At 68.5% G+C, this 26,408-nt stretch carries 25 protein-coding genes and 1 pseudogene; 12 read left to right on the forward strand and 14 right to left on the reverse strand.

The features are described from left to right. Window positions 1-10: 10 nt before the first annotated feature. The 7 genes from KME78_RS01485 to KME78_RS01515 all read right to left on the reverse strand — a co-directional run bounded on the left by KME78_RS01485 (window position 11) and on the right by KME78_RS01515 (window position 9,380). Window positions 11-985 carry a coiled-coil domain-containing protein gene (locus KME78_RS01485; protein WP_219526857.1) on the reverse strand — a complete coding sequence of 325 codons (975 nt, stop codon included), beginning with the start codon at window positions 983-985 and terminating at the stop codon, window positions 11-13. 37 nt (window positions 986-1,022) lie between these two features. Next, complete coding sequence (locus tag KME78_RS01490) at window positions 1,023-2,282, reverse strand: hypothetical protein (RefSeq protein WP_219526858.1); 1,260 nt, start codon at window positions 2,280-2,282, stop codon at window positions 1,023-1,025. A 131-nt stretch (window positions 2,283-2,413) separates the two neighbouring features. Further along, a complete protein-coding gene (gene treZ / locus KME78_RS01495) occupies window positions 2,414-4,126 on the reverse strand; it encodes a malto-oligosyltrehalose trehalohydrolase (protein ID WP_219526859.1) in 1,713 nt (570 codons plus the stop codon). Beyond that, the gene (gene treY / locus KME78_RS01500) at window positions 4,116-6,293 is read right to left on the reverse strand and encodes a malto-oligosyltrehalose synthase (RefSeq protein ID WP_219526860.1); all 2,178 of its coding nucleotides are present in this window, start codon (window positions 6,291-6,293) and stop codon (window positions 4,116-4,118) included. The genes treZ and treY overlap by 11 nt, the downstream gene beginning before the upstream one ends. Beyond that, a complete protein-coding gene (glgX, locus tag KME78_RS01505) occupies window positions 6,286-8,379 on the reverse strand; it encodes a glycogen debranching protein GlgX (RefSeq protein WP_219526861.1) in 2,094 nt (697 codons plus the stop codon). Before glgX ends, treY begins: the two co-directional genes overlap by 8 nt. 174 nt (window positions 8,380-8,553) lie before the next feature. After that, entirely contained in the window at window positions 8,554-9,105 is a 552-nt protein-coding gene (locus tag KME78_RS01510; protein ID WP_219526862.1) for a hypothetical protein, read from the reverse strand. Continuing rightward, window positions 9,102-9,380, reverse strand: a complete 279-nt coding sequence (locus tag KME78_RS01515; protein ID WP_219526863.1) for a hypothetical protein — start codon at window positions 9,378-9,380, stop codon at window positions 9,102-9,104. Before KME78_RS01515 ends, KME78_RS01510 begins: the two co-directional genes overlap by 4 nt. Window positions 9,381-9,703: 323 nt before the next feature. Here KME78_RS01515 and KME78_RS01520 point away from each other — a divergent pair, with 323 nt between their 5' ends. The 5 genes from KME78_RS01520 (at window position 9,704) to KME78_RS01540 (ending at window position 12,321) form a co-directional block, all read left to right on the forward strand. Further along, window positions 9,704-10,555, forward strand: a complete 852-nt coding sequence (locus KME78_RS01520) for a helix-turn-helix domain-containing protein (RefSeq protein WP_246650118.1) — start codon at window positions 9,704-9,706, stop codon at window positions 10,553-10,555. Window positions 10,556-10,676: 121 nt separating this feature from the next. Further along, on the forward strand, window positions 10,677-10,865 hold the full coding sequence (locus tag KME78_RS01525; RefSeq protein ID WP_219526864.1) for a DUF397 domain-containing protein: 189 nt from the start codon (window positions 10,677-10,679) through the stop codon (window positions 10,863-10,865). A 139-nt stretch (window positions 10,866-11,004) separates the two neighbouring features. Beyond that, the gene (locus KME78_RS67810; protein WP_219526865.1) at window positions 11,005-11,202 is read left to right on the forward strand and encodes a DUF397 domain-containing protein; all 198 of its coding nucleotides are present in this window, start codon (window positions 11,005-11,007) and stop codon (window positions 11,200-11,202) included. A 43-nt stretch (window positions 11,203-11,245) separates the two neighbouring features. Then, a complete protein-coding gene (gene mscL / locus KME78_RS01535; RefSeq protein WP_219526866.1) occupies window positions 11,246-11,665 on the forward strand; it encodes a large conductance mechanosensitive channel protein MscL in 420 nt (139 codons plus the stop codon). An 80-nt stretch (window positions 11,666-11,745) separates the two neighbouring features. Further along, window positions 11,746-12,321 carry a hypothetical protein gene (locus tag KME78_RS01540; RefSeq protein WP_308126767.1) on the forward strand — a complete coding sequence of 192 codons (576 nt, stop codon included), beginning with the start codon at window positions 11,746-11,748 and terminating at the stop codon, window positions 12,319-12,321. A gap of 4 nt (window positions 12,322-12,325) precedes the next feature. Here the strand turns inward: KME78_RS01540 and KME78_RS01545 are convergent, their stop codons facing one another. Then, window positions 12,326-13,237 (reverse strand): threonine ammonia-lyase, encoded by a 912-nt coding sequence (locus KME78_RS01545; protein WP_219526867.1) that lies wholly within the window; start codon window positions 13,235-13,237, stop codon window positions 12,326-12,328. A 54-nt stretch (window positions 13,238-13,291) separates the two neighbouring features. On the opposite strand from KME78_RS01545, the gene pip reads away from it, so the two are divergent. Continuing rightward, a complete protein-coding gene (gene pip, locus KME78_RS01550) occupies window positions 13,292-14,263 on the forward strand; it encodes a prolyl aminopeptidase (RefSeq protein ID WP_219526868.1) in 972 nt (323 codons plus the stop codon). Here the strand turns inward: pip and KME78_RS01555 are convergent. Next, entirely contained in the window at window positions 14,208-14,765 is a 558-nt protein-coding gene (locus KME78_RS01555) for a phosphatase PAP2 family protein (protein WP_219526869.1), read from the reverse strand. The genes pip and KME78_RS01555 overlap by 56 nt on opposite strands. A gap of 137 nt (window positions 14,766-14,902) precedes the next feature. Here KME78_RS01555 and KME78_RS01560 point away from each other — a divergent pair, with 137 nt between their 5' ends. Further along, complete coding sequence (locus tag KME78_RS01560) at window positions 14,903-15,697, forward strand: universal stress protein (protein WP_308126768.1); 795 nt, start codon at window positions 14,903-14,905, stop codon at window positions 15,695-15,697. Here the strand turns inward: KME78_RS01560 and KME78_RS01565 are convergent. Together KME78_RS01565 and KME78_RS01570 are read right to left on the reverse strand one after the other, a co-directional pair. Continuing rightward, window positions 15,669-16,799, reverse strand: a complete 1,131-nt coding sequence (locus KME78_RS01565) for a glycosyltransferase (RefSeq protein ID WP_219526870.1) — start codon at window positions 16,797-16,799, stop codon at window positions 15,669-15,671. The two genes, KME78_RS01560 and KME78_RS01565, sit on opposite strands and share 29 nt — an antisense overlap. Further along, window positions 16,796-17,767, reverse strand: coding sequence for a glucosyl-3-phosphoglycerate synthase (locus KME78_RS01570; RefSeq protein WP_219526871.1), 972 nt, complete (start codon window positions 17,765-17,767; stop codon window positions 16,796-16,798). Before KME78_RS01570 ends, KME78_RS01565 begins: the two co-directional genes overlap by 4 nt. Window positions 17,768-17,831: 64 nt before the next feature. On the opposite strand from KME78_RS01570, the gene KME78_RS01575 reads away from it, so the two are divergent. Continuing rightward, window positions 17,832-18,833: a Gfo/Idh/MocA family protein gene (locus KME78_RS01575; protein ID WP_246650270.1), complete on the forward strand. Its 1,002-nt coding sequence runs from the start codon at window positions 17,832-17,834 to the stop codon at window positions 18,831-18,833. Further along, the gene (locus tag KME78_RS01580) at window positions 18,826-19,929 is read left to right on the forward strand and encodes a zinc-dependent alcohol dehydrogenase (protein ID WP_219526873.1); all 1,104 of its coding nucleotides are present in this window, start codon (window positions 18,826-18,828) and stop codon (window positions 19,927-19,929) included. The genes KME78_RS01575 and KME78_RS01580 overlap by 8 nt, the downstream gene beginning before the upstream one ends. Window positions 19,930-19,938: 9 nt before the next feature. Here KME78_RS01580 and KME78_RS67815 read toward each other — a convergent pair. The 3 genes and pseudogenes from KME78_RS67815 to KME78_RS01590 form a co-directional block, all read right to left on the reverse strand. After that, window positions 19,939-21,183 (reverse strand): annotated as a pseudogene (locus KME78_RS67815) (MGH1-like glycoside hydrolase domain-containing protein); the annotation flags it as partial. Continuing rightward, entirely contained in the window at window positions 21,114-21,899 is a 786-nt protein-coding gene (locus KME78_RS01585) for a sugar phosphate isomerase/epimerase family protein (RefSeq protein ID WP_219526874.1), read from the reverse strand. The pseudogene KME78_RS67815 and the gene KME78_RS01585, both read right to left, overlap by 70 nt. Further along, window positions 21,896-22,978: a zinc-binding dehydrogenase gene (locus tag KME78_RS01590; RefSeq protein WP_219526875.1), complete on the reverse strand. Its 1,083-nt coding sequence runs from the start codon at window positions 22,976-22,978 to the stop codon at window positions 21,896-21,898. Before KME78_RS01590 ends, KME78_RS01585 begins: the two co-directional genes overlap by 4 nt. 318 nt (window positions 22,979-23,296) lie before the next feature. On the opposite strand from KME78_RS01590, the gene KME78_RS01595 reads away from it, so the two are divergent. From KME78_RS01595 to KME78_RS01605, 3 genes are read left to right on the forward strand one after another with little or no spacing between them, the layout of a single operon-like run. Further along, complete coding sequence (locus KME78_RS01595; RefSeq protein ID WP_219526876.1) at window positions 23,297-24,658, forward strand: ABC transporter substrate-binding protein; 1,362 nt, start codon at window positions 23,297-23,299, stop codon at window positions 24,656-24,658. After that, window positions 24,655-25,575, forward strand: a complete 921-nt coding sequence (locus KME78_RS01600) for a carbohydrate ABC transporter permease (protein WP_219526877.1) — start codon at window positions 24,655-24,657, stop codon at window positions 25,573-25,575. The genes KME78_RS01595 and KME78_RS01600 overlap by 4 nt, the downstream gene beginning before the upstream one ends. Beyond that, a complete protein-coding gene (locus KME78_RS01605) occupies window positions 25,562-26,407 on the forward strand; it encodes a carbohydrate ABC transporter permease (protein ID WP_308126769.1) in 846 nt (281 codons plus the stop codon). Before KME78_RS01600 ends, KME78_RS01605 begins: the two co-directional genes overlap by 14 nt. Window position 26,408 lies beyond the last annotated feature (1 nt).

Below are 26,408 nucleotides of genomic sequence, written 5' to 3' on the forward strand. Positions count from 1 at the left end.
CGTCAGGCGGTCAGCTGGCGATTAACTGCTCCCGCTCTGCCAGCAGTGCCCTGCGCTGGGCCTCCAGCTGCTCTCCGCGCCTGGTCAAGACCTCTACGGTTTTGGTGACCCACTGGTGGAGAGAGGCCACCGCGTCGCGGGTCTTGTTGATGCGCTGGTGTTTGAGCGCGTCCGTGATGATGTTGTCGAAGAACGAGTCCACGAACCACCGCGTGTCCACCTTGGGCATCTGGAGCTCGGCGGCAAACCCGACATCTGCCAGTTCGCGGGAGAAGATGTCGAGCGCTCGTTGGGCGTGCCAGGCTGCTTCGTCCGCTCTTGATAGATGGCCGTGTTCGATGGCGTCGGCCGCCAAGCCACCGCCGAGCATGTCCCAGGTCGACGCGCCGCGTGCCTTGTTCAGGAACGTCAGGACGACGCCCAGTGCCTCGCCCGCGGCCATGCCCGCGTGCCGGGCTTCGGTGTGCTCCCTGAGGTCGGCTTGTGTGTTGGCCAGTTTCTTCGAGATCTCGAGTAGCTTCTGGCCGCGTTCGTCGTCCAGCCCGATCAGGAGTCGCTCCTTGTCGGCCAGCAGGTTCTCGTACGTCTGATGGGCCCCCGAGATCTCGGCCAGTTCTCGTTCGGTGGCCTCGAGGTCGGCGGTCAGGTCGTCGAGCCTGCGGCGCTGGCCGTGTAGCCGTTGCCAGGCGGCCTCCGCTTCGGCTCGTTCCCTGGTCAGGCGCTCCTCCTTGGAGCCCGCGATGGGGCCCGCGAGCACGGCCAGGAAGCCGCCGAGCTTGCCTTCGAGGCGGGTGACGTCGCGCTGTTCCTTGGCCAGTTGTGTCTCCAACTGGCTGGTCAGCTCGGTGACCTCCCGGATCTGGACGGTTGTCGTCTTCCGGCGGGTGGTCAGGTGGTCGAATCGGCGAGTCTGCTCGCGGGACTCTCGTAATTTACGGTCAACGTCTTCGAAAGCGTCCACATGGGTTCTACGAATGGTGAGCATGTGGGGTTCCGTTCCTTCTTGGAGGCTGTGGTCGGGTTCAGGCCACGAGGGCTGAGGACCGGTCCGTCAAGTCACAGCTGATGACCATCGGTACGTCGTGGGTGGTGCGCTGGGTGGCGCACAGCCAGTCGTTGAGCGAGCCGGTGAAATCCGATGGCGGGCCCACCTTGAGGTGGGTGACAAGAGCTGTGCCAGGAGGTGGACCGGCTTTGGGAGAGGCGGTCTGGCCCATGGCAGGGGCGGAGTCGGCTTTGAGGTGGGCGACGTGGCCCACGCCAAGGGGTGAATCGGCCTTGAGGTAGGCAACCTGGCTCACACCAGGGGGTGGACCGGCCTTGAGGTAGGCGACCTGGCCGGCGCCGGGAGGCGGACCGACCTTGAGCCGGCCGATGCGGCCTATGCGGCCGTGGCCGGACGGGTCGGCGGCGCAGGGGGTGAGGTGGACGGTGAACGGTGAGCTGCCGTGGCCGGCTGAGGCTGCTATGCGCTGGTGGTCGTCGATCACGCGCTCGGTGGCGTCCGGGTGGGTCGCGACGAAGGTCAGGTGATCAGTGAGGAGGTGGTTGGCCACTCTGCGGAGGAGGCGGGTGGCGCACAGACTGTGGGCGCAGGCCGCGCCGTCGAGGGTGATCTCGGGCAGGGCGAAGCGGCTCAGCCCTCTGGACGTGACGCGTAGACAGTCGCAGGCGCCGGTGTCGGCCGGGTCCCATGGCGGGCAGGTGGCGTCCCCGTGCACTTGCACGTCCCAGCCCAGCCAATCATCGGCCAACCGGAAACCGGATGGCTCTCCCCCAGCCCGGAATCCGGACGATTCACCTGCAGTCCGGACACTTGGCGGCCCACCCGCAGCCCGAACACCGGACGGCCCACCCGCACTCGCCCGCGACGAAACGGTGGGATTGTCGGCGTCCCGCTCGCAGGTGAGGAGGGTGATGCCGGTCAGCGGGTCGATGACCAGGCCGCCGCACTCCTGGGCGACCGCGCGGGCCGCGGCGCGGGCCACCTGGACGCTGGTGGGCAGCGCGTGCGGAGGTGCCGTGGAGGAGATCACGACATGCTGCTGGGCCCGGCGGAGCAGGTGACGCTCCTCGACCGCGAGCGTCACACCAGCCGGCCGCCACGGGGTGCGGTGATGGGTGACAGTGAGGAGCGGACTGCCCAGGGCCGCGCTCACCCCCCGTCTGTACGGCCTGCCGACCCGCCATGGCATGAACGACTCGATGTCGAAGGGGGTCCGCTCGACGGGAACGACGAAGTGGGACGTCAGCCGATCAGGCAAGGGGAGAGTGATCTTCACGAGAGCCTCCAGAGTGCGGTGAGGCACTCAGGATCCGCGACCGGCAGGCGACCGCGTGGAGGCGAACGGCGTTCTGGGGATAACCATCGGCCGCCGGCTCACGACTGTGGACAAAAATCTGTGGGCAAAGGTCAGGGCGCCGATCTGAAGATCGCCAACGTCTGCCCCGGCAGCCAGACACCCTCCTCACCAGCAGCGACCGGCTCATCAGAGGCCAACAGCACAGCCCCCACAGAAACCGGCAAAATACCAGAATCCTCTCCAAAATTGACGGTGACGCACAGCGACCCCCGCCACATGACCAGCCACTTCCCCAACGGATCGAACTCCACCCGAACCCCATCGAACCGCGGATCCGACAGCTCAGGCAGCGCCTTACGCAGCGCGATCAGGTCCCGATACCAGCAGAGCAACGACCAGTGAACCTCCTGCTTCACCTCATCCCAATCAAGCTTGGACCGCAGGAACGTCTCCACCCGCGACGGATCAGGCGCGTCCCAGGCGTACCCGAACCCGTCGAACTCCCGTTCCCGACGCCCGCCCTCGCTCTCCCGCAGCTGCGCGTCGACGTGGTCGGAGAAGAACAGGAATGGCGTACCGGCCCCCCACTCCTCCCCCATGAACAGCATCGGAGTGAACGGCGAGGTCAGCAGCAGCCCGGCGCCGAGTTTGAGCGCGGAGACCGGCAGTCTGTCGCCCAGCGGGCGGTTGCCGATCTGGTCGTGGTTCTGCAGGCAGGCGACCAGCCGGTGACCGGGCACTCCGGCGAACGGCGCGCCGTGCGTGCGGCCGCGGAAGCTCGACCAGCCACCGTCGTGTACGACGCCGCCGGTCAGCGCCTTGGCCAGCGTGGACAGGTTGGTGAAGTCGGCGTAGTAGCCGTGGCTCTCGCCGCTCACCGCGCAGTGCAAGGCGTGGTGGACGTCGTCGTCCCACTGCGCGGTCATGCCCAGCCCGCCCGCGTCGCGGGAGCGGACCATGCGGGGGTCGTTCAGGTCGGACTCGGCGATGAGCGACAGGGGCCGGCCCACCGCGCAGGACAGCGCGTCCACCTGGTCGGACAGCTCGGCCAGCAGGTGTGTGGCCCGCCTGTCGTGCAGCGCGTGCACGGCGTCGAGGCGCAGCCCGTCGATGTGGTAGTCGCGCAGCCACTGCACCGCGTTCTCGATGAAGTAGCGGCGCACCTCGTTGGACCCCGGCCCGTCGAGATTCACCGCCTCGCCCCAGTAGCTGCCCTCGAATCCGGCGAAATAGGGCCCGAACGGGTGCAGGAAGTTCCCGGATGGTCCCAAGTGGTTGTAGACGACGTCGAGGATGACGCCGATGCCGGCGCGGTGGCAGGCGTCGACGAACGACTTGAGCCCGTCAGGGCCGCCGTACGTCTCGTTGACCGCGTACAGGTCCACTCCGTCGTAGCCCCAGTTGCGCCCGCCGGGCACCGGGGCCACCGGCATGACCTCCACGAAGTCGACGGACAGCTCGACGAGGTGCGGCAGCTTCTCGATGGCCGCCTCGAACGTGCCGGTCTGGGTGAACGTGCCGATGTGCAGCTCGTAGACCACCGCGCCGCGCAGGTCACGGCCGGTCCACTCGTGGTCGGCCCAGGTGTAGCGCGCGTGGTCGTAGACGGCGCTGGGCCCGAAGACGCCGTCGGGCTGGCGGCGGGAGCGGGGGTCGGGGTAGGGGCCCTCGCCGTCGAGTACGTACCGGTAAAGGGTCCCGTGCCCGGCCTCGGGCACGTCGGCCGACCACCAGCCGCCCTCACCGGCACTCATCGCCCGGCGGCCGTCGAAGACATCGACCTCCACGGTCGCGGCGTTCGGTGCCCACACCTCAAAGATCATGTCTCTCCAGCAGGGCGACAGGGTATCGGGCGAGCAGGTGAGCGAGGGGGATGCGGCCGGTGTAGAGGCCGCCGGTGAGCAGTTCGCGCCAGGTGCCGGTCGGCAGGGTCAGCGTGGTGCCGCCCCAGCCGAGGCACATCTCCCGCTCGCCGGCCTGTACCTCCTCGGCTTGCGCTCGGCGGGCCAGCCGGACGGGGAGCCGTGTGGCGACCGCGACCGCCTGCGGCGGGTCGTCGCCGCGGGCGAAGGCGATCGCGTGCTCCGCCGCCTCTCCGTCCGCCAGGATCGGCGTGTACGGCGCGGCGGGGTCGAGCCGGCGGCGCAGCCGCAGCGCCTGGGTCGTCACGGCGAGCTTGGCCGCGTCCCAGCGGGACATCGGCGAGCGCCCGAACGTCACAGGGCGCCGGTTGTCCGGATCGACCAGGGAGAAATCGGTCTGCTCATTGCCCTGATAGACGTCCGGCACCCCCGGCATCATCAGCTGGACGAGCTTGGCCCCGAGCGAGTTGGCCATGGCGAAGGCGTCGATGCGCTCGGTGAACTCGCCCACCGGCAGCTTCACGGCCGCGGCCGCGAAGTCGCGCAGCCGCTGCTCGTACCCCTGATCCGGCTTTATCCAGGAGATGGCGGTCTTCGCCTCCCGAGCCGCCTTGAGCAGATAATCCGCGAACCGCTCGGCGGAGATCGGCCAGGCCGCCATGAGGTTCTGCCAGGCCAGGTAGTCGAGCCGCGGGTCGAAGCTCACGGCCGCCGACCATTCGGACACCGCCTGGGCCCACTCGCCGGGCAGCTCCGACAGCACGGACAGCCGAGCCCGTACGTCCTCCGACCGCTTGGTGTCGTGGGTGGACAGCGTGGTCATCGTGTGCGGCCGCAGCTCGCGGCAGAACGCGTGGAAGTCCGCCACCGGAACGCCGAACAGGTCCGGATCGCCGCCGACCTCGTTCAGGCACGACAGGGGGAACCACCGGTACAGCGCCGTGTCCTCGACCCCCTTGGCCATGACCGGACCGCAGGTCTGCTGGAACCGGGTGATCACGTCGGCCGGGCCGTACAGGACCTGCTGGACGAACGGTTGCACGGCGGGCGAGCATTCGGCGGCGGCCCGTTCGACGATCTCCACCGATTCGGGCGGAGGCGGCTCGCCCGGCGCCATGTACGCCCGGTACACCGGCATCGCGGCGAGCAGCTCGGCGACCGCGGCGGGCGCGCAGCCGGCGGCGCGGGCCAGGCGCCGGATCTCGGCGCCGAAGAACAGCTCGATCACCTCGCGCTTGGCCTCGGCCATCACCGGCCGGAAGTCGGCCGGCTGGCCGGTCAGCCGGGTGAACAGCTCGACCAGCGGCGCCTCGCCGGCCGGATCGACGAACAGGCCGTTGATCCGGTTCAGGACCTCGTAGCCGGTGGTGCCCTCGCAGGCCCAGTCCTCGGGCAGCCGTTCCTCGCCGATGAGGATCTTCTCCACGACCGTCCAGGCGCCGCCGGACCTGGCACGCAGCCGTTCGAGGTAGCCGCGCGGATCGGCCAGCCCGTCCGGATGGTCGACGCGCAGCCCGTCGACCAGGCCCTCGTCGAGCAGCCAGAAGATCACCTCATGGGTGGCGAAGAGCACCTCCGGGTCCTCGACGCGCAGCCCGATGAGCGACGACACGTCGAAGAAGCGCCGGTAGCCCGGCCCCTGACGCCAGTCGACCAGCCGATAGTGCCCGGGGTGGGGGAACACGTGCTCGTGGTAGCGCAGCACGTCGCCGTCGACCACCGGCTCGACGTCGTCGCCGAGCACCGGCAGCGCCACCTTCCCGCCGTCCCAGTCGATGTCGAACCAGCGGGCGTACGGCGAGGCCGGGCCTTCGGCGAGCACGGACCAGAACTGGGCGTTCGTGGTGTTCATGTGGTTGGGCACGATGTCGAGGATGATGCCGAGATCCTGCGCGGCCAGCAGCTCGGCCATCTCGCGGAACCCCTTGGCGCCGCCGAACTCCTCCCGGATCCGGGAGTGGTCCGTGACGTCATAGCCGTGCAGCGAGCCGGGCGTCGCCTGCAGGATCGGCGACAGGTAGACGTGGCTGACGCCCAGATCCCGCAGATAACCGGCGATCTCCCCCACCTGGGCGAACCCGAAGGCGGGCGTCAGCTGGACCCGATAGGTCGAGACCGGCCTAGACACGCCGGAGCACCCGTACGCTGCGACCAGGCACCGCGACCCCTTCCCCCGCTCGGCTCATCCGGACCTCCAGGAAGATCGGCATGGCGGTGTCGATCTCGGTCTGCCACATCTCGCCATAATCCTTGGGGATCGTGAACTGGATCGTCTCGTTGTGGGCGTTGAACAGCAGCAGGAACGAGTCGTCCCTGATCGGCCGGCCGCGCCTGTCGGGCTCGGTGATCGCCTCGCCGTTGAGGAAGACGGCCAGTGACTTGGCGTATCCGACATTCCAGTCGTCGTCCGTCATTTCCTCCCCCGTCGGCGTGAGCCATGCGATGTCGTTCAGGCCCCGCACCGGCTTGCCGTAGAAGAAGCGCCTGCGCCGGAACACCGGATGCTTCTTACGCAGCGCGGCCAGGCGCTGGGTGAACTCCAGGAGCAGCCAGTTCTCCCTGACGTCGGACCAGTCGACCCAGGTCAGTTCGTTGTCCTGGCAGTAGCCGTTGTTGTTGCCGTGCTGGGTACGGCCCAGTTCGTCGCCATGGGACAGCATCGGCACGCCCTGCGACAGGAAGAGCGTGGTCAGGAAGTTGCGTTTCTGCTGCTCGCGCAGCGACTCGATGGCCAGGCCCGCCGGACCCTCCGCACCGCAGTTCCAGGACCGGTTGTCGTCGGTGCCGTCGCGGTTGCCCTCCTTGTTGGCCTCGTTGTGCTTGCCGTCGTACGAGACCAGGTCCTGCAGGGTGAAGCCGTCGTGGCAGGTGACGAAGTTGATCGAGGCGGCGGGCCGGCGACTGTCGTCCAGGTAGAGGTCGCTGGAGCCGGTGAACCTGGAGCCGAACTCGGGCAGCGTCGCGGGCTGTCCGCGCCACAGGTCGCGGATGGTGTCGCGGTAGCGGCCGTTCCACTCCGTCCATCGCGACGGGAAGTTGCCGACCTGGTAACCGCCCGGCCCCAGGTCCCACGGCTCGGCGATGAGCTTGATCTGCGACAGCACCGGGTCCTGCTGGACCAGGTCGAAGAACGAGCTCAGCCGGTCGACCTCGTGCAGCTCCCTGGCCAGGGTCGAGGCCAGGTCGAAGCGGAACCCGTCGACGTGCATCTCGATGACCCAGTAGCGGAGCGAATCCATGATCATCTGGAGTACGTGGGGCGAACGCATGAGCAGGCTGTTGCCGGTGCCCGTGGTGTCCAGGTAGTAACGCTTGTCGCCGTCGACCAGCCGGTAGTAGTCGGGGTTGTCGATGCCCCGGAACGACAGCGTCGGGCCGAGATGGTTGCCCTCGGCCGTGTGGTTGTAGACGACGTCGAGGATGACCTCGATCCCCGCCTCGTGCAGCGCCCGCACCATGGCCTTGAACTCCAGCACCTGGCCGCCCCGCTGCCCCTGGCTGGAGTAGCGGTTGTGCGGCGCGAAGAAGCCGATCGAGTTGTAGCCCCAGTAGTTGGACAGCCCGCGCTGCTCCAGGATGTCGTCGGTGACGTACTGATGGACGGGCATGAGTTCGATCGCCGTCACGCCGAGCTTGGTGAGGTGATCGATGATCTCCGGGTGACCGAGTGCCGCGTAGGTGCCGCGTACATGCTCGGGGATCTTCGGATTGCTGATGGTCAGGCCGCGTACGTGCGCCTCGTAGATCACCGTGTCGTGGTACGGCGTCGCGGGCGGCCTGTCGTGTCCCCACCCGAAGAATGGATTTATCACGATAGAGCGGGGGACATAGGGCGCCGAGTCGGCGTCATTGCGCGCGTCGGGCTGCCCGAAAGGGTAGCCGTAGACTGCCTCGTTCCAGGTGACGCCACCCTCGATCGCCATCGCGTACGGGTCGAGCAGCAGCTTGGCCGGATTGCACCGCAGCCCCTGCGCCGGCTCGTAGGGCCCGTGGACGCGATAGCCGTAGCGCTGCCCCGGCCCGATGCCCGGCAGGTAGCCGTGCCAGATGAACCCGTCCACCTCGGCGAGCGGAACCCTGGACTCGATGTTGTCCTCGGAGAACAGACAGAGCTCAACCTTGTACGCGGCCTCCGTATAGAGGGAGAAGTTGGTGCCCGCCCCGTCATAGGTCGCCCCGAGAGGATAGGGGTCTCCCGGCCAGATTTCGATCATCGAGGCTCCCTTGCCGTCTTTCCCATGTTCCGTTCCCTCGCTTCGCCCGACAAGCCCAGCCTCGAAGGAGCCGCCCGGCATGGCGGATCAACAGGTCCTTCCCATAAGACGGCTTTGCACGCTTTTTGCCTGGCGGGCCGCCTCTGACGGCGCGGTATCAGAAGCGGCCCACGTTCACAGCATGCCTCTGGCCGACCGAGGCTCCTCAGGCAGGATTCGTACGGAACGCCCCTGCCGGATGACTTCGAGCAGCACCCAGTGCGGGCTGCCCGCGCGCGGCCGGACGACCACCTCGCTCGCCCAGCAGGCGGCCGCGATGACCTCCCGGCCCTGCTCGATGGCCGAAGGTGTGGTCCCGGCCCGGCACCACACCCAGACGCGCTCGCCGAACGGAGCCGGCGCGCACCACACGATGACCGGGATCTTGCCCCGCCTGTTGACGACGTACGCCTCGACGAGGCCGACACGGATCCGGTGCGCGGTGACCACGCACCGGATCCGCCCCCACGCCCCTGACCGCGCGGGCGGCCAGAGGACGACCACGGCGGGCACGGCTACCACCGCCAGGGAGATGGGACCGAACGAGGTGACGATCAGGTAGATGAGGAGTGGCAGACAGACGACCGTCGCGACCTCATACCGCCACCGCCAGAGCACGACCAGGGGATTCGGCCGTGATATGGGGGTGGTGGCACGGTTCAGTGCGTCCAGGAGCGGCCGGTTCATCGCCGCACTCTGCCCAACCCCAGGCAGGCGCGGCACAGACCCCGCCTGGTGACGCCTTCGCCCTCGCAGGCGGCACAGCGTACGTAGGTGTCGAACTCGGGGGCGCGATAGACCCTCATGAGCGGGGCCGGCCGGCGCACCTGCCAGCCCTGTCCCCTGGCCCTGGCATCCAGCTCGGCGAACGCCCAGGCGTCGAGGACTTCGAGCAGGCCGGCCAGAAGGCGACGGACGGGATTACGAACGGTCGATTTTCTGGTTATGTTGCTAACATCCATGGTGGATCGTCCTTCTGCTCTGGCAGTGGGGGATGATCGTTCTTCAGCTGGGCCGGTGCGGCTACACCGGTCCAGCTTCGCGTCTTGGTCCCTGCACAGGTCCGGGACCGGGTGAGTCCTCCTACGGGCATCACGTCCTCCTTCTTTGTCTTCGGTGGTTGTTTACCCGCAATGCGCATGCCTATGGCAATTGCCAGTGGAACATGTCGGTGACGTTTGCCTTACTCACATGCCGTAGGCAATCACCGTCAGCTGGGCATAGGATCTCGGCACGGCGTCACGAAGAGGTGATCGGCCGACCGCGCCGCACAGATGGATGAGGGATGATGGCCAACCCCACCCTGCGCCAGCGGCAGCTGGCCAAGCGACTACGCGAAATGCGCGCCGAGGCCGGCCTGAGCATCGCCGAGGTCGCCGAGCAACTGCTCTGCTCCCCCGCCAAGGTCAGCCGCATCGAGACGGCCCAGCGCCGGGCCAGCCTGCGCGACGTCCGCGACCTGTGCCGGCTCTACGAGGTCGCCGACCCGACCGAGCTGATGACGCTCGCCCGCGAGGCGCAGCAGCTGAGCTGGTGGCAGGACTCGGAGGACGTGGGCTTCCGGCCGCTCATCGGGCTGGAGACCGAGGCCGTCGAGATCGCCGAGTATGAGACGACCACGATTCCGGGGCTGCTCCAGACCGAGGACTACGCCAGAGCGGTGATCCAGGGTTTCCTGCCGCGCATCGCGGCAGACGTGCTCGATGAGCGCGTGGCGGTCCGCATGAAGCGCCAGGAGACCCTGCACAAGCCGTCGCCCCCGCGCTACTGGGTCCTGCTCGACGAATCCGCGCTGCACCGCCACGTCGGCGGCTGGCCGATCATGGCGGCGCAGCTGACCCAGCTCGCCGAGCTGAGCCAGCTGCCGCATGTCACCGTTCAGGTCGTCCCCTACAGCATCGGCGCTCACATGGGGTTCGACAGCGCGTTCATGCTGCTGAGGTTCGCCCCCAGTGCCGGGGTGGCCAACACCGTCTACTTCGACACCCTCGCCGGCCAGATCTTCCTGGAGAAGCCCAGCCAGCTCGATCGCTTCGAGGAGGTGCTGAACCATCTTCGCGCCGCGGCACTCGACCCCGGCGACTCCCGGAAACGGATATTGGAGCAGCGCGATGTCTTCGCAGCTCACAAAGGTTGAAAACGATTCGCCAAGCGTTCGAAATTACCCACGGCACTTGCCAAACGGGGTTTAGCATGCGTCGTAATCAACACGGCGCGCGCTCCTAGGAGATCCGCCGTTCCTAGGCAGGAGAGTGACAATGACCTCGCATCCTCAGCTGGAGCCTAAGTGGCGGGTCTCTTCCCGCTGCAACAACGGTAGTTGTGTCGCCGTGGCGGTGCTTCCCAACGGTCGAATCGCCGTCCGCGACACCAAGGTGGCTGGGGGCGACATCCTGCAGTTCTCTCCTGAAGAGTGGGCCAGCTTCATCGGGAGCATCAAGGGGTAGCGCTCGACGACGTACGGGGGCGGGCGGAGGCCGCCTGCCCCTTGCGTGACATCCGCCTCATCGCTCAAAGAATGGGCGAGATGTCGGGTTACCATGACGGAGCACCATGCCCTGCCGCCGACCCCCTGCGAGGTACCGCATGAGTTCCCCCCAGGCTCCGCGCGATCTGACCTGGCACTCGTGCAACAACGGCAATTGCGTGGAGGTAGCGAAGCAAGCCGACAGAGTCCTCCTCCGAGTCGGCACGGACTCCGCGGGAGCGCATCTGTCGTTGACCCGGCAAGACTGGGAAGGCTTCCGAGACGGCATCAAAGCCGGGACCTTCGACATCATCTAGCCACCAGGTTTGACCGTTCCCTGCCCGGCTATTTACCGATGCCATGGGCGGATTCAAGAATTTCCTGTTACGTGGCAACATCGTCGAGCTGGCGGTCGCGGTGATCGTCGGCGCGACCTTCAGCGGCCTGGTGCAGGCGCTGGTCTCCGACCTGATCACACCGCTGATCGGGGCGATCACCGGCGGGAGGCAGCCGAACTTCGCCGAATACTCGTTCACCGTCAACGGGAGCCAGTTCAAGTACGGCGACTTCCTCAACCACCTGCTCACCTTCCTGATCATCGCTGCGGTGATCTACTGGCTGATCGTGATGCCGATGACCCGGCTGATCAGCCTGTTCGACAAGGGCAAGGCCGCGACGACCAGACAGTGCCCGGAATGTCTGAGTGAGATCCCCATCGAGGCGCGCCGATGCGCCCATTGCACGGTGGAACTGGTTCCGGAGTCCGAGAAGCCGCGCTAGACGCGGTCATGAAGATGGGCGTTCCCGCTTGTCCGGGGGTGAGTGACACCAAGTGTGGCTCTATCCGACAAGATGAGCGGGTGAGCGTTGAGTTGATGGTCTGGGACGAGTCCGCGCCGATCAGCAGGGATCAGGCGCGGGCCGCCTACCTCGCGGTCAAGAAGAGCGAACCCGTCGCGGGCGACGTGCCGGAGGTGGCCAAGGAACTGCCCGGCGTGGTCACGGTCTATCCCGGACATGTGCTGGTGACGATGGACCTCGACACGATGGACGAGATGTCGGCCCAGGTGTTCACCGTCGCGCGGGCTCACGGGCTCGTCTGCTACGACCCGCAGCGCGATCTCGTGCACAATGTGACACCGCTCGGCGTCTATGAGGGCATGCAGCTCCACACCGGCGACGGCATGATCGTGCATGACCCGGATCTCGGGCTGGTGCATGACGTGCTGGCCACCATGTCGCCGCAGAACCCGTTCGTCACACTGGTGAACTTCGGCCGCCACTTCATCCAGGTCTCCCCCGGCTACGAGCTGGAGTACAAGGAAGAGGCGCTGGCGCGGACGATGGTGGCCGAGCTGGCGGAGGTCCAGCGGGCCTTCCACGAGTACGCCACCGGCGACCGGTCGTTCCTCGCCCGCCACGACTGGACCGCCTAGCTGCTCACAGGACCTCGCGGAACAGGTCCGGGTTGACGTTGCCGCCGGACAGCACCAGCACCGTCCGGCCCTCGGGGACGCGGCCCGACAGGTAGGCCGCCGTCGTGACCGCTCCGCTCGGCTCCGCCACCAGGCGGGCCGAACGGGCCAGGTGGCCCATGGCGTGGCGGATCTCGTCCTCCGAGACGGTAACGATGCCGTCGAGGCGCTCCCGCAGGTGCGCGAACGTCAGCTCGGACAGATCAGCCCGCAACCCATCGGCGATCGTACGGAACGTCCGGGCCGGCTCCCAGCTGACCGGGCGGCCCGCCGACAGGCTCTCGGCCGCGTCGGCCGCGAGCTCCGGTTCGACGCCCAGCACGGTGACGTCCGGCTTCAGCGCCTTGACGGCCGTGGCGATGCCCGAGGCGAGGCCGCCTCCGCTGACCGGCACCGCCACCACCTCGACGTCGGGCAGATCCGCCACGATCTCCAGGCCGATCGTGCCCTGACCGGCGATCACCGCCGGATGGTCGTACGGCGGGACCATGGTCAGCTCCCGCTCCTCGGCCAGCTTCAGGGCCGCGACGAGACGCTGCTCGGGCGGTACGACGACCAGCTCGGCGCCGTGTCCCCTGATCGCCGCCGCCTTGACCTCGGGGGTCCCCTCGGGCACCACGACGACGCACGGCACGCCGAACTGCTTGGCCGCGTACGCCAGCGCCTGGCCGTGGTTGCCGGAGGAATGGGTGACGACCCCGGCGGGCCGCAGCGCGGCGACGGCGTTGTAGGCGCCGCGGATCTTGAACGAGCCCACCCGTTGCAGGCTCTCCGGCTTGACCCAGACCTCTCCCATGGGCACCAGCGGGGTCCGCACCACGACCGGCCTGATGCGATCGGCCGCCGCGCGGATATCGTCGATCGTTACCAGCTCCATACGCCCACCTTACGTTCTCGATGATCGACGACAGATGGGGGAAAGATGCACCAAGTGAGAACCCTGTACCCGCCCATCGAGCCCTACGACTCGGGCCTGCTCGACGTGGGCGACGGGAACCAGCTCTACTGGGAGGTCTGCGGCAACCCGGACGGCAAGCCCGCGGTCATGCTCCACGGCGGACCCGGCGGTGGCTGCGGCACGGGGCATCGCCGTCAGTGGAACCCCGAGCTCTATCGCATCGTCCTGTTCGACCAGCGCAACTGCGGCCGGAGCCTGCCGCATGCCAGCGATCCGGGCACCTCGCTGGCGGCCAACACCACCTGGCATCTGGTCGCCGACATGGAACGGCTGCGCGAGCACCTGGGCATCGACAGGTGGCAGGTGTTCGGCGGGTCGTGGGGCAGCAGCCTGGCCCTGGCGTACGCGCAGACGCATCCGGACAGGACCACCGAACTGGTCCTGCGCGGGATCTTCACCCTCCGACCCGGCGAACTCCACTGGTTCTACCAGGAGGGCGCCTCCCACTTCTTCCCGGACGCATGGGAGTCGTTCCTCGCGCCGATCCCCGTCGAGGAGCGCGGTGATCTGATCGCCGCCTTCCGCGCCCGGCTGGAGGGGGACGATCCCGAGGCGCGGCTGGCCGCGGCCACGGCGTGGTCGCGGTGGGAGGGCAGCACGGTCACGCTGCGGCCCGATCCCGAGCTGGTCGAGGAGTTCGGCGAGGAGAAGATGGCGCTGGCGTTCGCGCGGATCGAGAACCACTACTTCACGAACCTGGGCTGGTTCGAGCCCGAGCAGCTGATCAGGAACGTGGACCGGATCCGCCATATCCCGGGCGTCATCGTGCAGGGCCGCCACGACGTCTGTACGCCCATGTCCACCGCCTGGGACCTGCACAAGGCGTGGCCGGAGGCGCGGTTCGAGGTGGTGGACGACGCCGGGCACGCCGCCACCGAGCCGGGCATCGTCAGCCGGCTCGTTGCGGCGACAGACGGCTTCGCGCCAGCCGTACCATCGGCGTGACGGCCCCCACCAGCAGCAGCGTGCAGAGCGGGGCCAGGACCAGGCCGATCAGGAGGCCCGCGGCGACGTCATGCGGATAGTGCACGCCGACGAACACCCGTGAGAACGCCATGACCGCCGCCAGCGGGAGCACCACCCAGGCCAGGGCGCGCCAGGCCAGGATGAGCGCCCCGGCGGCGCCGGCGGCGATGACGGAGTGGTTGCTCGGGAACGACCAGTCGCTCGGCGGCGGGCACTCGGCGATCGTCGCGATCCCGCCCCGGCACGGCCGCTCCTCCTGGACGAACGTCTTCACGACCTCGCTGAGAACGTACGCGCACACCACCCCGGCCGGTCCGGCGATCGTGATCGCCAGGTCGCGCGCCGGCGCGTTCCGCGCCCGCCACCAGCACAGCGCGAACAGCGCGGCGAAGACGAACAGTCCGGCGTCCGTGCCCACCTCGGCGAGAGTGTGCAGCCAGGCGGGAGTGGTGAGAGCGAAGTCGACGATGTCGCGGTACACACATGTCCAATCCATGAACGGGTAATGGACACAACCTTACGAACGATCACCGCCCGGTGCCTCGGCCGAAAGTCCAAGAGGCCAAGGACCGGCAGGGCTCCGCGTATTCCCAGTTGAGATCGGGTAGGGAGGCAGTCGTGATCGGAGAGCACGTGATCGTCGGCTACACCGGCGAGTCAGGGGGACGCGACGCTCTCGCCCTGGGCGCCGCGATCTCGCGGATCACCGGCGGCGAGCTCACGGTGGCCGCGATCTACCCGCCGGGCAGCCCGGGGCTGGCGGTCGAGGCGCAGGCCAACCTGGCGCACGCGGCGGAGGAGTTGGGCCCGGCGCCGGCCGAGTACATGGCGTTCGAGAGCAGAGGTCCTGGGCGCGGACTGTCGGTGCTGGCCAGCCGGATCAGGGCCGATCTGATCGTGGTCGGTTCGACGGACGGCGGCCAGAACGGCCGGATCTCGATCGGGGCGACCTCCGACCACCTGCTCCACCTGTCGACCGAGGCGGTGATGCTGGCGCCCGCCGGCTACCAGCCGCCGGACGAGCCGTCCCGGCTCACGCTCGCCTACGTCCACCGCCCGCAGTGCGACGAGGCCGTCGAACGGGTCGCGCAGGCCGCGCTCAGGCTCGGCGTGCCGCTCCGGCTGATCACGCTCGACCTGCGTACGGACGATCCGGGCCGGCTCGGGGACGACCTGGCCCTGGCCGTACGGCTGGCCTGGGAGTCGACCGGGATCGAGGCGGAGGCGGAGATCGCCGAAGGGCACGACGTGACCGCGGCGCTGGAGACGCTCGAATGGCTGCCCGGCGAGTTGCTGATCTGCGCGGCCAGTGAGGACGCGCAGCCGCACCGGGTGTTCCTCGGGGAGCTGGCGATGAAGGTGCTGCGGGCCTCGTCCTGTCCCGTCACCGTGCTGCCGCGCGGGTTCTCCTGACCTGCTCGTACAGCTCCAGGTAGCGCTCGGCCATGACGGCCGGCGAGAAGCGGCGGCGGGCCTCCCGGCGGCACTCCTCGGGATCGAGCTCGTCCACCCGCAGCATCCACTCGGCCAGTTCCTCCTCGGTGTCGGCGAGGAACCCGGTCCGGCCGTGGTCGATGATCTCGGGCAGGCAGCCGCGGCGCAGCCCGATCGGCGGCACCCCCAGGGCGAGGGCCTCGACGACGGCCGTGCCGCCGGGCTCGTCCCACTGGATGGGGAACAGGGCGGCGCGGGCCGAGGCGTACAGCTCGTCGCGGGTCTCGCCTCCCACCGAGCCGACCCAGCTGACCAGGTCGCCGTCGAGATAGGGGCTGACCGCGTGCAGGTGGTAGCGGACGTCGGGGTGGCCGTTCAGCGGATGGTCCGGGTCCTGGACGATGGCCTCCAGCTCGGTGGGGGTGTTCAGGCCGCTCACCGGGCCCGCGAGGACCAGCGGGAGGCCGAGCTTCTGGCAGATCCTGGCCGCCACGTGCGTGCCCTTGAGCCCGCAGATCCGGCCCATCGCGATGAAGTGCTCGCCCCGTTCGGTACGCAGGTCGCGGTCGGCGAGCGGGGTGGCCAGGTGGATGGCGCCGAGCGAGGCGGCACGCAGCGCGGCGGGCGCGCGGGCGAGCTGGGAGTCCGAGACGCCGTTGACCGCGATCGAGCGCGGGAACGCTCCGTAGAAGGCGGCGTGCTTACGCAGGTCCCAGTGCAGGGTGTGCAGGACGGGCAGCCCGCCGAGCGCGGACAGCACGGCCGGGCCGACCACCTCCAGGTGATCGTGGACGAGGTCGAGGTCGTCGCGGCGGCCGAGTTCGAGCGCCACGCGGGCCTGGTGCGCGTGGGCGAGGCCCATGACCTGGTTGTACGGCTTCTGCAGCTCGGCGAACTGGCCTTCGTCGAAGACACTGATCAGCTCGTCCACCTCGAGCGTGCTCGATCCGACGGAGGCCAGGACCACCCGCACCCCGCGCTCGCGCAGGGCCGGGACCAGCGTGGCCACCACGTTCTCGATTCCGCCGTAGCCCGGCGGCGGCACCGGCAGCCACGGTCCGGCGTTCACCAGGATGTTCATGCCACGCCCTCGATGGCCAGGGAGGCCAGTGGCGGGCGCTCCGCCACGGCCATGTCCACCAGGTCGGCCTGCCCGTCGAGCCCGAACTGCAGCAGCCGGTGTTCGGGCGGAATGGCGGACAGCACGCGGCCCTGGCGCTCCAGCCGTGACCAGGCGGTGAGTATGATCTGCCCGGCCATCCGGCCCAGCGCGGGCATGGCCTGGTGCCCGTGCACCCGGACGCCCAGATCCACCTGGGCCATCGCGTCCAGCCCGACCAGCTCCAGCAGGTCCACCAGCAGCCCGAACTCCACCCCGTACTCGGTGACGAACGGCACCTTCTCCAGCGCTTCGCGGCGGGCGGCGTACTCCCCGCCGAGCGGCTGGACGAATCCCGCCAGCTCCGGCCAGAACATGTTGAGCAGCGGCCGCGCGACCAGCTCGGTGACCCGCCCGCCTCCGCCGCGCGACAACACCCCGTCGGCGCCGGTGAAGGGCCGCTCGTAGGCGGCCTTGACGAACTGGATCCGCTTGTCGAACAGCAGCGGCCCGAGCAGCCCGGAGACGAAGTGCGCGCCGAAGTTACGCAGGTCGGCGTCCACGAACACGATCAGCTCCCCGCTGGAGGCCGCCAGCCCCTTCCACAGCGCCTCCCCCTTGCCGGTCAGCGGCGGCAGATGCGCGAGCACGGCGTCCTGAACCACCACCCGGGCCCCGGCCGCGGCCGCTCGGGCAGCGGTGGTGTCGGTGGAGTTCGAGTCGACCACGATGATCTCGTCCACGAGTGGTGCCCGCTCGACGAGGTCGCGACGGATCACGCCGACGATGTCGCCGACTGTCCGCTCTTCGTCACGGGCCGGCAAGATTACGCTTACCGTGGCCCGTCCCTTGGCCAAGAGGAGGGCGTCGACCGGCCACTCGGCTGCCACGCTCGAGTGCGGCCCGTACCACTCCTGGACCTTGGCCAATGCGCGCAGATCTGTCTCCATGCGGTTAGCCCCGATCTTTACTGGTCAGGTCGGCGACATCTGCCCCGTCAATGCATCTTCGAACATGTTTTGTTTCATTCCACGTAATTGTGGGATAAGCCGGACTGTGTTCCCCACTACTACTACTCGGGTCGGCATCATCGGTGCCGGAAATGTCGCCGCTCGTCACGCGGACGTGCTGTCCGGTTTCTCCGACGTGACGATCGCGGGAATCGCCGACACAGATCCCCGAAGATCCGGGGCTCTGGGCGCTCGGCACGGCTGCCCTGCCTACGGTAGCCATACCGATCTTCTGGACGCCGGCGGTTTGGACGCGGTCTATATCTGCGTGCCTCCTTTTGCGCACGGTAACCCGGAAGAGGATGTTCTAGAGTGCAATCTCCCGATTTTTGTAGAAAAGCCGCTTTCGCTTGACCTGTCCACAGCGGAAAAGATCGCCACCGAAATCGACCGCCGGGGCCTGCCCTCCGCGGTCGGGCACCATTGGCGTTACCTGGACATCGTCGACCAGGCCCGTGAGCTGCTGGCCGACCGTCCGGTACGGCTGGCGCTGGGCCACTGGCTGGACAAGGTGCCCCCGGTCGGCTGGTGGCTGAAGCCTGAAATGTCGGGCGGCCAACTGGTCGAGCAGGCCGTCCATGTCCTCGACCTCGCCAGGGTCCTGGTGGGCGAGGTGACGATGGTGCACGCCGTACCGGCGGAGAACGCCACGGACGGGGAGGTCGATCGGGCCACGGCGGCGGTGCTGCGGTTCGCGGGCGGCGCCGCCGGCATGCTGGCCGCGACCAGCCTGCTCGCGCGCAAGCACCGGGCGGGGCTGGAGGTGCACGCCGAGGGCGTCTCGCTCGACCTGAGCGAGGACCGGCTGCTGGTGGACGGCGAGACCACCGTCCAGGACGGCGGGGCGGCGAAGGTGCGGGTGGACCGGACCTTCATCGACGCCGTACAGGGCAAGGAGGCCGATGTACGCGTGCCGTACCGGGAGGCGCTGAAGACCCACCGGCTGGCGCTCGCCCTCGCGCGGTCCGCGGCCGAGGGAAGGCCGGTGACGACAGCCGATGTGTGAGGTGCTGAGCATCGAGGCGCCGGGCGAGATCACGCTGGTCGAGGAGAAGCTGCCGGCCGTGCCCGACGGCGGCTTCCAGGTGGCCACCATGTACAGCGGGATCTCGGCGGGCACCGAGCTGACCTACGTCAAAGGCAGCAACCCCTACCTGTCCGCGACCTGGGATCCGGTGCTCGGGCTGTTCACGGAGGGCACCCCGTCGATCGGTTATCCGGTGCGCGGCATCGGATACATGCAGGTGGGCAGGGTAGTGGAGACACGTACGCGGGCCGTGCGCGAAGGAGCGCTGGTCGCGATGGCCTACGGCCACCGCACCGGCTACGTGGCCGATCCGATGACCGACCGGTTCGTGGAGTTGCCCGGCGACCTCGACCCGATGCTCGGCGTCTTCGTCGCCCACATGGGGCCGATCTGCGCGAACGGGCTGCTGCACGCCGCGACCGACCTGCACGGTCCCCATGTCAGGGAGCTCGGCGACGGCGTACGCGGGCGGCGCGTGGCTGTCGTCGGCGCGGGCGTGGTCGGGCTGCTGACGGCGTCCTTCGCCCTCACGTACGGTGCGGCGGAGGTCGTGGTCGTGGACGAGACCCAGGCCAGGCTGGACATCGCCGAGGCGCTCGGCGCCGAGGCCCTGACCTTCGAGGAGGATCCGGCCGTCGAGCTGAAGCGACGCTGGCGGCACGCGCCCAACGACCGCGGCGCCGACGTTGTCTTCCAATGTCGCGGCAGGCCCCGCGCCCTCGCCCTGGCGCTGAGATTGAGCAGACCGCAGGGCACGGTGATCGACCTGGCGTTCTACACCGACGGCGCCGACGAGGTGCGGCTGGGCGAGGAGTTCCACCACAACGGCCTCTCGCTGCGCTGCGCCCAGATCGGCCGGGTGCCGCGCGGGCTGGCCCACGCCTGGGATCGGGAGCGGCTGTCGTACGAGACGATCGCGCTGCTCAGACAGCGGGGCGACGGGCTACGTCAGCACGTGATCACCGATGTCGTCGGCTTCGCCGAGGCCCCCCAGTTCCTGGCTGATCTCGCCGCGCGCAGGAGGCACTCCGTCCAGGCCGTGCTCCGCGGCCACGTCGAGGATGAGCGCCGCTGACCAGCTGAAGTCGTGGCAACCGTGACCCTCCAGGCTGAACGGGTCGAAGTACTCGCGGAAGCCGGACTCCGTGACCGCCCTGATCATGCCGTCGGCGAGCGGGGCCGCCAGGTCGGGGCGGCGGTGCCGCAGGCCCTGCCAGACCAGCCAGGTCAGGTTGATCCAGCTCGGCCCGCGCCAGTAGCGTACCGGGTCGAACTCCGGCGCCGCGGGCGCGAAGCTGGGCAGCACGCCGTCCTTCAGCCCGAACCGGTCGAGCGCCGTGCCGATCAACGCGTTGACGATGTCGCGCGGCAGGTCGGGCAGCATGAGCGGCACCAGCCCGGCGGCGCTGTTGGAGCGGATCGGGCAGCCGGTGAGCACGTCGCGGGGGTGGAAGAGACCGTCGTCGTAGAGATGCTCGACCATGGCCGCGGTGACCGCGGCGGCCTCGCGGTGGTGCGGCTCCGGGTCGCCGCCGCACGCCTTCGCGATCTTCGCCAGCGTCAGCTCCGCCACGCCGTACGCGGCGTTGAACAGCGGATCCTCGACGCAGAACGCGCCGGCCCGGCGGTAGCCGGTGTCGCGATAGGCACGGGCGAGCTCGGTGTAGCGCTCGTAGTCGAGATCGGTGGGCCGCTCGTCGGCGCTGACGTGGGTGAGGTCCCTGCGCGTGACGCCGGCGGACCCGGTCTCGACGGCGGCCAGCGGGACGTCCCAGGCCGGGCTGTTGTCCATGCCCGACTCCCACGGATGCACGATCGAGATCAGCCCCTCGGGCGACCGCCGCGCGGTGCGCAGGTACTGCTGCTGCGCCACCAGCCGGGGATAGATCCTGCGCAGGAAGGCCGGGTTCGGCTCGGCCAGATGCACCTGCCAGGCGGCCAGGGCGTGCACGGGTGGCTGCACGATGCCGGAGGTCTTCCAGCCGGACGGGGCCCGCGCCTCCCAGAACTCGGGGCCGGGGAAGTAGGAGCCCTCGGGCACCTTGGGGTTGAACGCGATGTGCGGCACCCTGCCGTCGCGCCACTGGGCGCCGAACAGGGCGAGCAGCTCCGACCTGGCCCGGCGCGGGGACCAGCGGGCGTTGCCGATCGCGATGAAGGCGGAGTCCCAGCTCCACTGGTGGGGATAGAGGCGGCGGGAGGGCACCGTGTAGCTGCCGTCCCAGTTGGCGACCAGCACGCGCACGGCGTCGCGGAGGATCATAGGAACTTCCTGATGAAGGCCGCCGTCTGGGGAAGGACGATCTCGGCCTCGCCACTCAGACGGCATTCGAGCGCGAGATAACCCTCGTAGCCGAGGGCGTCGAGCGTGGCCAGTTGCGCGCTCCAGTCGAGGTGGCCGGTGCCGGGCTCCTTCCTGTTCGACTCGCTGATCTGCATGTGCGCGAGGAAGGGTGCCGCCTCTATCAGCGAGCGGCAGGGATCGTCCTCTTCGATGTTCATGTGGTAGGTGTCGCCGACGACCCTGATGGAGTCCATCGAGCAGTACGAGACGGCCTCGGCGAGGGTGTTGACCATGTGGTTCTCGTAGCGGTTGAGCGGCTCCAGCATGATCAGCACGCCGTTGCGCTGCGCGTGTTCGCCGAGTACGCCCAGCGCCTCGGTGAGCACCTCGCGGTCCTCCTCGGCGCTGCGCGGCGGCTCGAACGGCGGCAGCCGGCGCGAGAACTGCCCCCAGGAGGCCGGCGTCATCACCCCGACGCCGCCGAGCTCGGCGATGACCGTGAGCTGCGACCTGAGCTGCTGGATCGCGTCCATGCGCTTGGCGGGATCGAAGTCACCGATGAAGTGCGGCATGTCCACACACACCGTCGGCATGACCACGCCGTCGGCGAGTGCCCGCTTGAGCTCGGTCAGCCGGTTGGCGAAGTGGAAGTCCCCCTTCCCCCGCAGCTCGATCGCGTCGAACCCGGCGTCGGTCGCGAACGCGAACTTCTCCTGCAGGGAACGGCCGGGCAGAAGCTGCTCCTGTACGGCGAGCTTCACAGTGACTCCTTTTTCGGTGAATCCTCGTCCTTGGGTGAACCCTCGATCGGCGCGTCCTCGAACGAGAAGACGAGCTGGAGCACGTCGGACGGGTGCTTGTCGAGCAGGTCGAAGGCCCCGGGCGCGTCGCCGACGGGCATGACGTGGCTGACCAGGTCGAGCACGTCGATCTCACCCGCGTGGACGAGGTCCATGAACGTACGCTGCAGCCGCTCGACGTCCCAGCGCTGGGACAGCCAGGAGGCGACGCCGCCGATCTGGGAGGAGACGAGCTGCACCTGGTTGTGGTGGAACTCCTCACCCAGCCGGAGCCCGATGCCGTCGCCCTGGTAGAAGCCGCCGGCCACGACCCTGCCGCCCCTGCGGACGCTCCTGATCGCCTCGTGCAGGCCCAGGTGGCTGCCGCTCAGCTCGATGGCGGTGTCGGCGCCCTCGATCCGCTTGCGGATGAACTCGGCCACGGAGCCGCCCGTGATGTCGAACGTCTCGGCCGCGCCGTACTGCCTGGAGAGCTCCAGGCGGGCCGGAATGGCGTCGGCGGCCACGACCCGGGCGCCGCTCAGCACGGCGAGGCGGGTGGCCAGCAGGCCGATGACGCCCTGTCCGAAGATCGCGATCTGGTCGCCCAGGTGCACGTCGGCGGCGTGCACGGCGTTGAGCGCGATCGCGCCCACCCGGGCGAAGACACCGCCCAGCGGGTCGGCGCCGGGCGGTAGCACGTGGCCGACCAATTTCTCGGCAGGCACCACCGCCTCGGCCCGGTGGCCCCAGATGCCCCAGACGAGGTGACCGACGGGTGGGTCGGCGACATCGGGCGCCGCCTCCACCACCTCGCCGACCTCCTGGTAGCCCCAGCCGGTCAGCGGGTAGGCGTGCGTCTGTCCCTCCAGGAACAGCCGCTGCTCCGCGTCCCACTTCCGGGTGAGATAGGGATTGGTGCCGCGATAGGCGGTGAGTTCGGTGCCGGCGGAGACGCCCGAGTAGATCGTGCGGACCCGCACGCAACCCGGCTCGAGCTCGGCGGGCGACTCCAGGCCGACGCGGACACGGCCTGGCTCTTCAAAGGTGATGACGCGCATTCCCCAACACTTACGCTTTATGATCAGACAAAAGTTTAAGATTTAGTAGTCGTTTGCACACCATAGTCGTGCCCAGAACACTCTTAAGTCTACGACTTCCGCCAGAGCCGACTACCGAAATTTGGGTTTTTACCAAGTGTCTTCCGGTAAGCGATCTTACCGACATAACCCGCTCCGGGGTCGCATTCCTAGATCGACGCGCCAGAAAGACCGTGAACGAACACGGCCGGGGTACAGACGGGTCTCGGTATCGCACGGCTAGTTGTGTCGTGTCGGTTCAGGGTAAGTGCGGCGTATCCCCGTTCGGAGGAGCGTGCCATGCCGAAGAAGGTAACCGCCGTCCTCTCCGTCGCGTTGCTGGCCGCGGCCTCGCTGGCCGCGTGTGGCGACGACGCCGGGAAGGCCGCCAACGAGATCACGGTCTGGACCGAGGAGAACCTTGAGGATCGCATGACCGTGCAGAACCAGATCATCGCCGACTTCACCCGGAAGACCGGCATCAAGGTCAAGCTGGTCGGCGTGGCCGAGGACCAGTTCAGCCAGGTCGTGACCTCCGCCGCGGCCGCGGGGAACCTGCCCGACGTCATCGGGGCCCTCCCGCTGGCCTCCATCAGGGAGCTGGAGGCCAACGACCTGCTCGACACGGAGACGCCGGGCCAGGTCGTCGACAAGCTGGGCAAGAGCGGCTTCTCGGCGCGGGCCCTGGAGCTCGACACGTCGGGCGGGAAGCTGCTGGCCGTACCGAGTGACGCGTGGGCGCAGCTGATCCTCTACCGCAAGGACCTGTTCCAGAAGGCCGGGCTGGAGCGGCCCGACACCTACGAGGCACTGGAGACGGCGGCGGCGAAGCTCAACACCGGCGGAGTCGCGGGCATCACGCTGGCCATCGCGCCGAAGGACTCGTTCACGGCGCAGAGCTTCGAGCACGTGGCGCTCGCCAACGGCTGCCAGCTGGTCGACAATTCCGGAAATGTCACCCTTGACTCGCCGCAGTGCGTGAACGCCTTCGCGTACTACGCGAAGCTGGCGAAGGACTACTCGGTCAAGGGCAAGCAGGACGTCGACTCCACCAGAGCCACCTACTTCGCCGGGAAGGCGGCGATGACCATCTGGTCGTCGTTCATCCTGGACGAGCTGGCGGGGCTGCGTAACGACGCGCTGCCCAGTTGCGCCGAGTGCCGGCAGGATCCCGAGTGGCTGGCCAAGAACACCGGGGTGGTCACGGCGCTGAAGGGCCCCGACGGCACGCCCGCCCAGTACGGGGAGATCGTCTCCTGGGCCGTCACCCGCGACGCCGCCAAGGACGCCGCCGCGCAGTTCGTCTCGTACATGATGAACGAGGGCTACGAGCGGTGGATCGGGATGGCACCGGAGGGCAAGTTCCCGACCCGGAAGGGGTTCGCCGACAAGTGGAACAAGCTGCCCGCCGGGGTCGACACCAAGAAGCCGCTCGCGGACGTCTACCCGGCCGAGGTGCTCGACGCGCTGCGTAAGAGCCCTGACACGTTCGCCCGCTGGGGCATCCCCCAGGGGCAGGGCAAGTTGGTCGGGGCCACCATGGGCGAGCTGCCCGTGCCCAAGGCGCTGAGCCAGATCGTGGACGGCTCGCTCACCCCGCAGGCCGCGGCGGCGCAGGCCAAGAAGGACGTCGAGACCATCAAGCGCGGGATCCGGCAGTGACGGACCGGCGTGGCGCGACACTTCGGGAGCAGGAGGGCAGAGCGGGACTGGCGCTGATCTCCCCGACGCTGGTCATCACACTCGTGGTGGTGGTGCTGCCGCTGTTCTGGGCGATCATGCTGGCGTTCCAGGACGCCCGGCTGATCAACATCCGCCGGGTGGGCGTCTTCGGGCACTACACGCTGGAGAACTTCGGCTACGTCGTGTCCGAGCCGGGGTTCTGGACGGCTCTGGTCAACACGCTCGTCTACACCGTGGCGGGCACCGGGCTGTCGATCGTGATCGGGCTGGTGGCCGCGCTGGCGCTGCGCGACCGCTTCAAGGGCCGCACGCTGGTCAGGGCGTCCATCCTGGTGCCGTACGTGGCGCCGGTGGTGGCGGTGGCCTTCCTGTGGGAGACCATGCTGAACCCCCAGTACGGCATCGTGAACTCCTGGCTGAGCGAGCCCATCGCCTTCCTCACCCAGGCCAAGGGCACCTTCCTCGGCATCCAGGTGCCGGTGGCGCTGCTCACCGTGATCGCGTTCGAGGCGTGGCGGTATTTCCCGTTCGCCTTCCTGTTCATCCTGGCCCGGTTGCAGGCGCTGCCGGCGGAACTGGACGAGGCGGCCGTGGTCGACGGTGCCACGCCGACGCAGCGCTTCCGGTACGTGATCCTGCCGCAGCTCTGGAGGATCATCGCGCTGCTGTCGGTGCTGCGGTTCGTGTTCACCTTCACCAAGTTCGACGACGTCTACCTGCTCACCGGCGGCGGGGCCGGCACGGAGGTGGTGAGCGTGCGCGTCTACAACTTCCTGACCGCGCGCGACGACATCGGCGCCTCGGCCGCCCAGGCGATCGTGCTGGCGGTCGTCCTGGTCGTGTTCCTGGTCCTGTATCTGAGGTTCTTCTCGGGAGGTGAGCGTGAGCAGGGATAGGTTCGAGCGCGCACTGTTCCGGGTGCTGAAGCCGCTGGTGATCCTGTTCCTGTTCGTGATCACCGCGTTCCCGTTCTTCTACATGGTGACGCTGTCGTTCCGCGACATCCAGGAGCTGATCCTTGACCCCGGCTCCATCTGGCCGCGTAGCTTCACCATCGACACCTACACGAACGTGCTGACCAAGCAGGGCTTCCTGAGCTTCATGCGCAACAGCGCGATCGTGGCCGTCTCGTCGGTGGCGGTCACGCTGCTGATCTCGATCCCGGGCGCGTACGCGGTGGCCAGGCTGCGCTTCTTCGGGCGGCGGCAGGTGCATTTCGTGTTCCTGGCCGTGTACCTGTTTCCGGCGATCGTGCTGGCCATCCCGTTGTTCGTGCTCTTCACGATGCTCGGGCTTCGGGGGTCTTTGCTGGGATTGATCCTGGTTTATATCGCACAGACGGTGCCCGTCACGGTATACATGCTCCGCAATTACTTCGAGACCGTGCCGCAGAGCGTGGAGGAGGCGGCTGCGATCGACGGCTGCACCCGCCTGTCGACCATCTGGCGAGTGGTGCTGCCGCTGTCCAAGCCCGCGCTCATGGCCACCGGCCTCTACGCTTTCATGATCGCCTGGAACGAGTTCCTGTTCGCCCTGCTCTTCCTCGTCGAGAAACGGGAGAGCTGGACGGTCTCGCTGGGACTCTCCCAGCTGGCGGGCAGTATCGAGATCCCGACGACGGTTCTCATGGCAGGATCGGTGGTTCTGACACTGCCCATCGTGATCGTGTTCTTCGCCGGCGAGCGGCTCCTGACCGAGGGACTCACGGCAGGAGCGGAGAAGGGATAAC

Source organism: Nonomuraea guangzhouensis, from assembly GCF_019396345.1.
In the GTDB taxonomy this organism is placed as follows: Bacteria; Actinomycetota; Actinomycetes; order Streptosporangiales; family Streptosporangiaceae; genus Nonomuraea; species Nonomuraea guangzhouensis.

Bases quoted from the DNA above. Each gene is read 5' to 3' on its own strand.
- KME78_RS01485 (WP_219526857.1), bottom strand. From the start codon at position 985: ATGCTCACCATTCGTAGAACCCATGTGGACGCTTTCGAAGACGTTGAC.
- treZ (WP_219526859.1), bottom strand. From the start codon at position 4,126: ATGATCTTTGAGGTGTGGGCACCGAACGCCGCGACCGTGGAGGTCGAT.
- glgX (WP_219526861.1), bottom strand. From the start codon at position 8,379: ATGATCGAAATCTGGCCGGGAGACCCCTATCCTCTCGGGGCGACCTAT.
- KME78_RS01510 (WP_219526862.1), bottom strand. From the start codon at position 9,105: ATGAACCGGCCGCTCCTGGACGCACTGAACCGTGCCACCACCCCCATA.
- KME78_RS01515 (WP_219526863.1), bottom strand. From the start codon at position 9,380: ATGGATGTTAGCAACATAACCAGAAAATCGACCGTTCGTAATCCCGTC.
- KME78_RS01520 (WP_246650118.1), top strand. From the start codon at position 9,704: ATGATGGCCAACCCCACCCTGCGCCAGCGGCAGCTGGCCAAGCGACTA.
- KME78_RS01525 (WP_219526864.1), top strand. From the start codon at position 10,677: ATGACCTCGCATCCTCAGCTGGAGCCTAAGTGGCGGGTCTCTTCCCGC.
- KME78_RS67810 (WP_219526865.1), top strand. From the start codon at position 11,005: ATGAGTTCCCCCCAGGCTCCGCGCGATCTGACCTGGCACTCGTGCAAC.
- mscL (WP_219526866.1), top strand. From the start codon at position 11,246: ATGGGCGGATTCAAGAATTTCCTGTTACGTGGCAACATCGTCGAGCTG.
- KME78_RS01545 (WP_219526867.1), bottom strand. From the start codon at position 13,237: ATGGAGCTGGTAACGATCGACGATATCCGCGCGGCGGCCGATCGCATC.
- KME78_RS01565 (WP_219526870.1), bottom strand. From the start codon at position 16,799: ATGAACATCCTGGTGAACGCCGGACCGTGGCTGCCGGTGCCGCCGCCG.
- KME78_RS01570 (WP_219526871.1), bottom strand. From the start codon at position 17,767: ATGGAGACAGATCTGCGCGCATTGGCCAAGGTCCAGGAGTGGTACGGG.
- KME78_RS01575 (WP_246650270.1), top strand. From the start codon at position 17,832: ATGTTTTGTTTCATTCCACGTAATTGTGGGATAAGCCGGACTGTGTTC.
- KME78_RS01580 (WP_219526873.1), top strand. From the start codon at position 18,826: ATGTGTGAGGTGCTGAGCATCGAGGCGCCGGGCGAGATCACGCTGGTC.
- KME78_RS01590 (WP_219526875.1), bottom strand. From the start codon at position 22,978: ATGCGCGTCATCACCTTTGAAGAGCCAGGCCGTGTCCGCGTCGGCCTG.
- KME78_RS01595 (WP_219526876.1), top strand. From the start codon at position 23,297: ATGCCGAAGAAGGTAACCGCCGTCCTCTCCGTCGCGTTGCTGGCCGCG.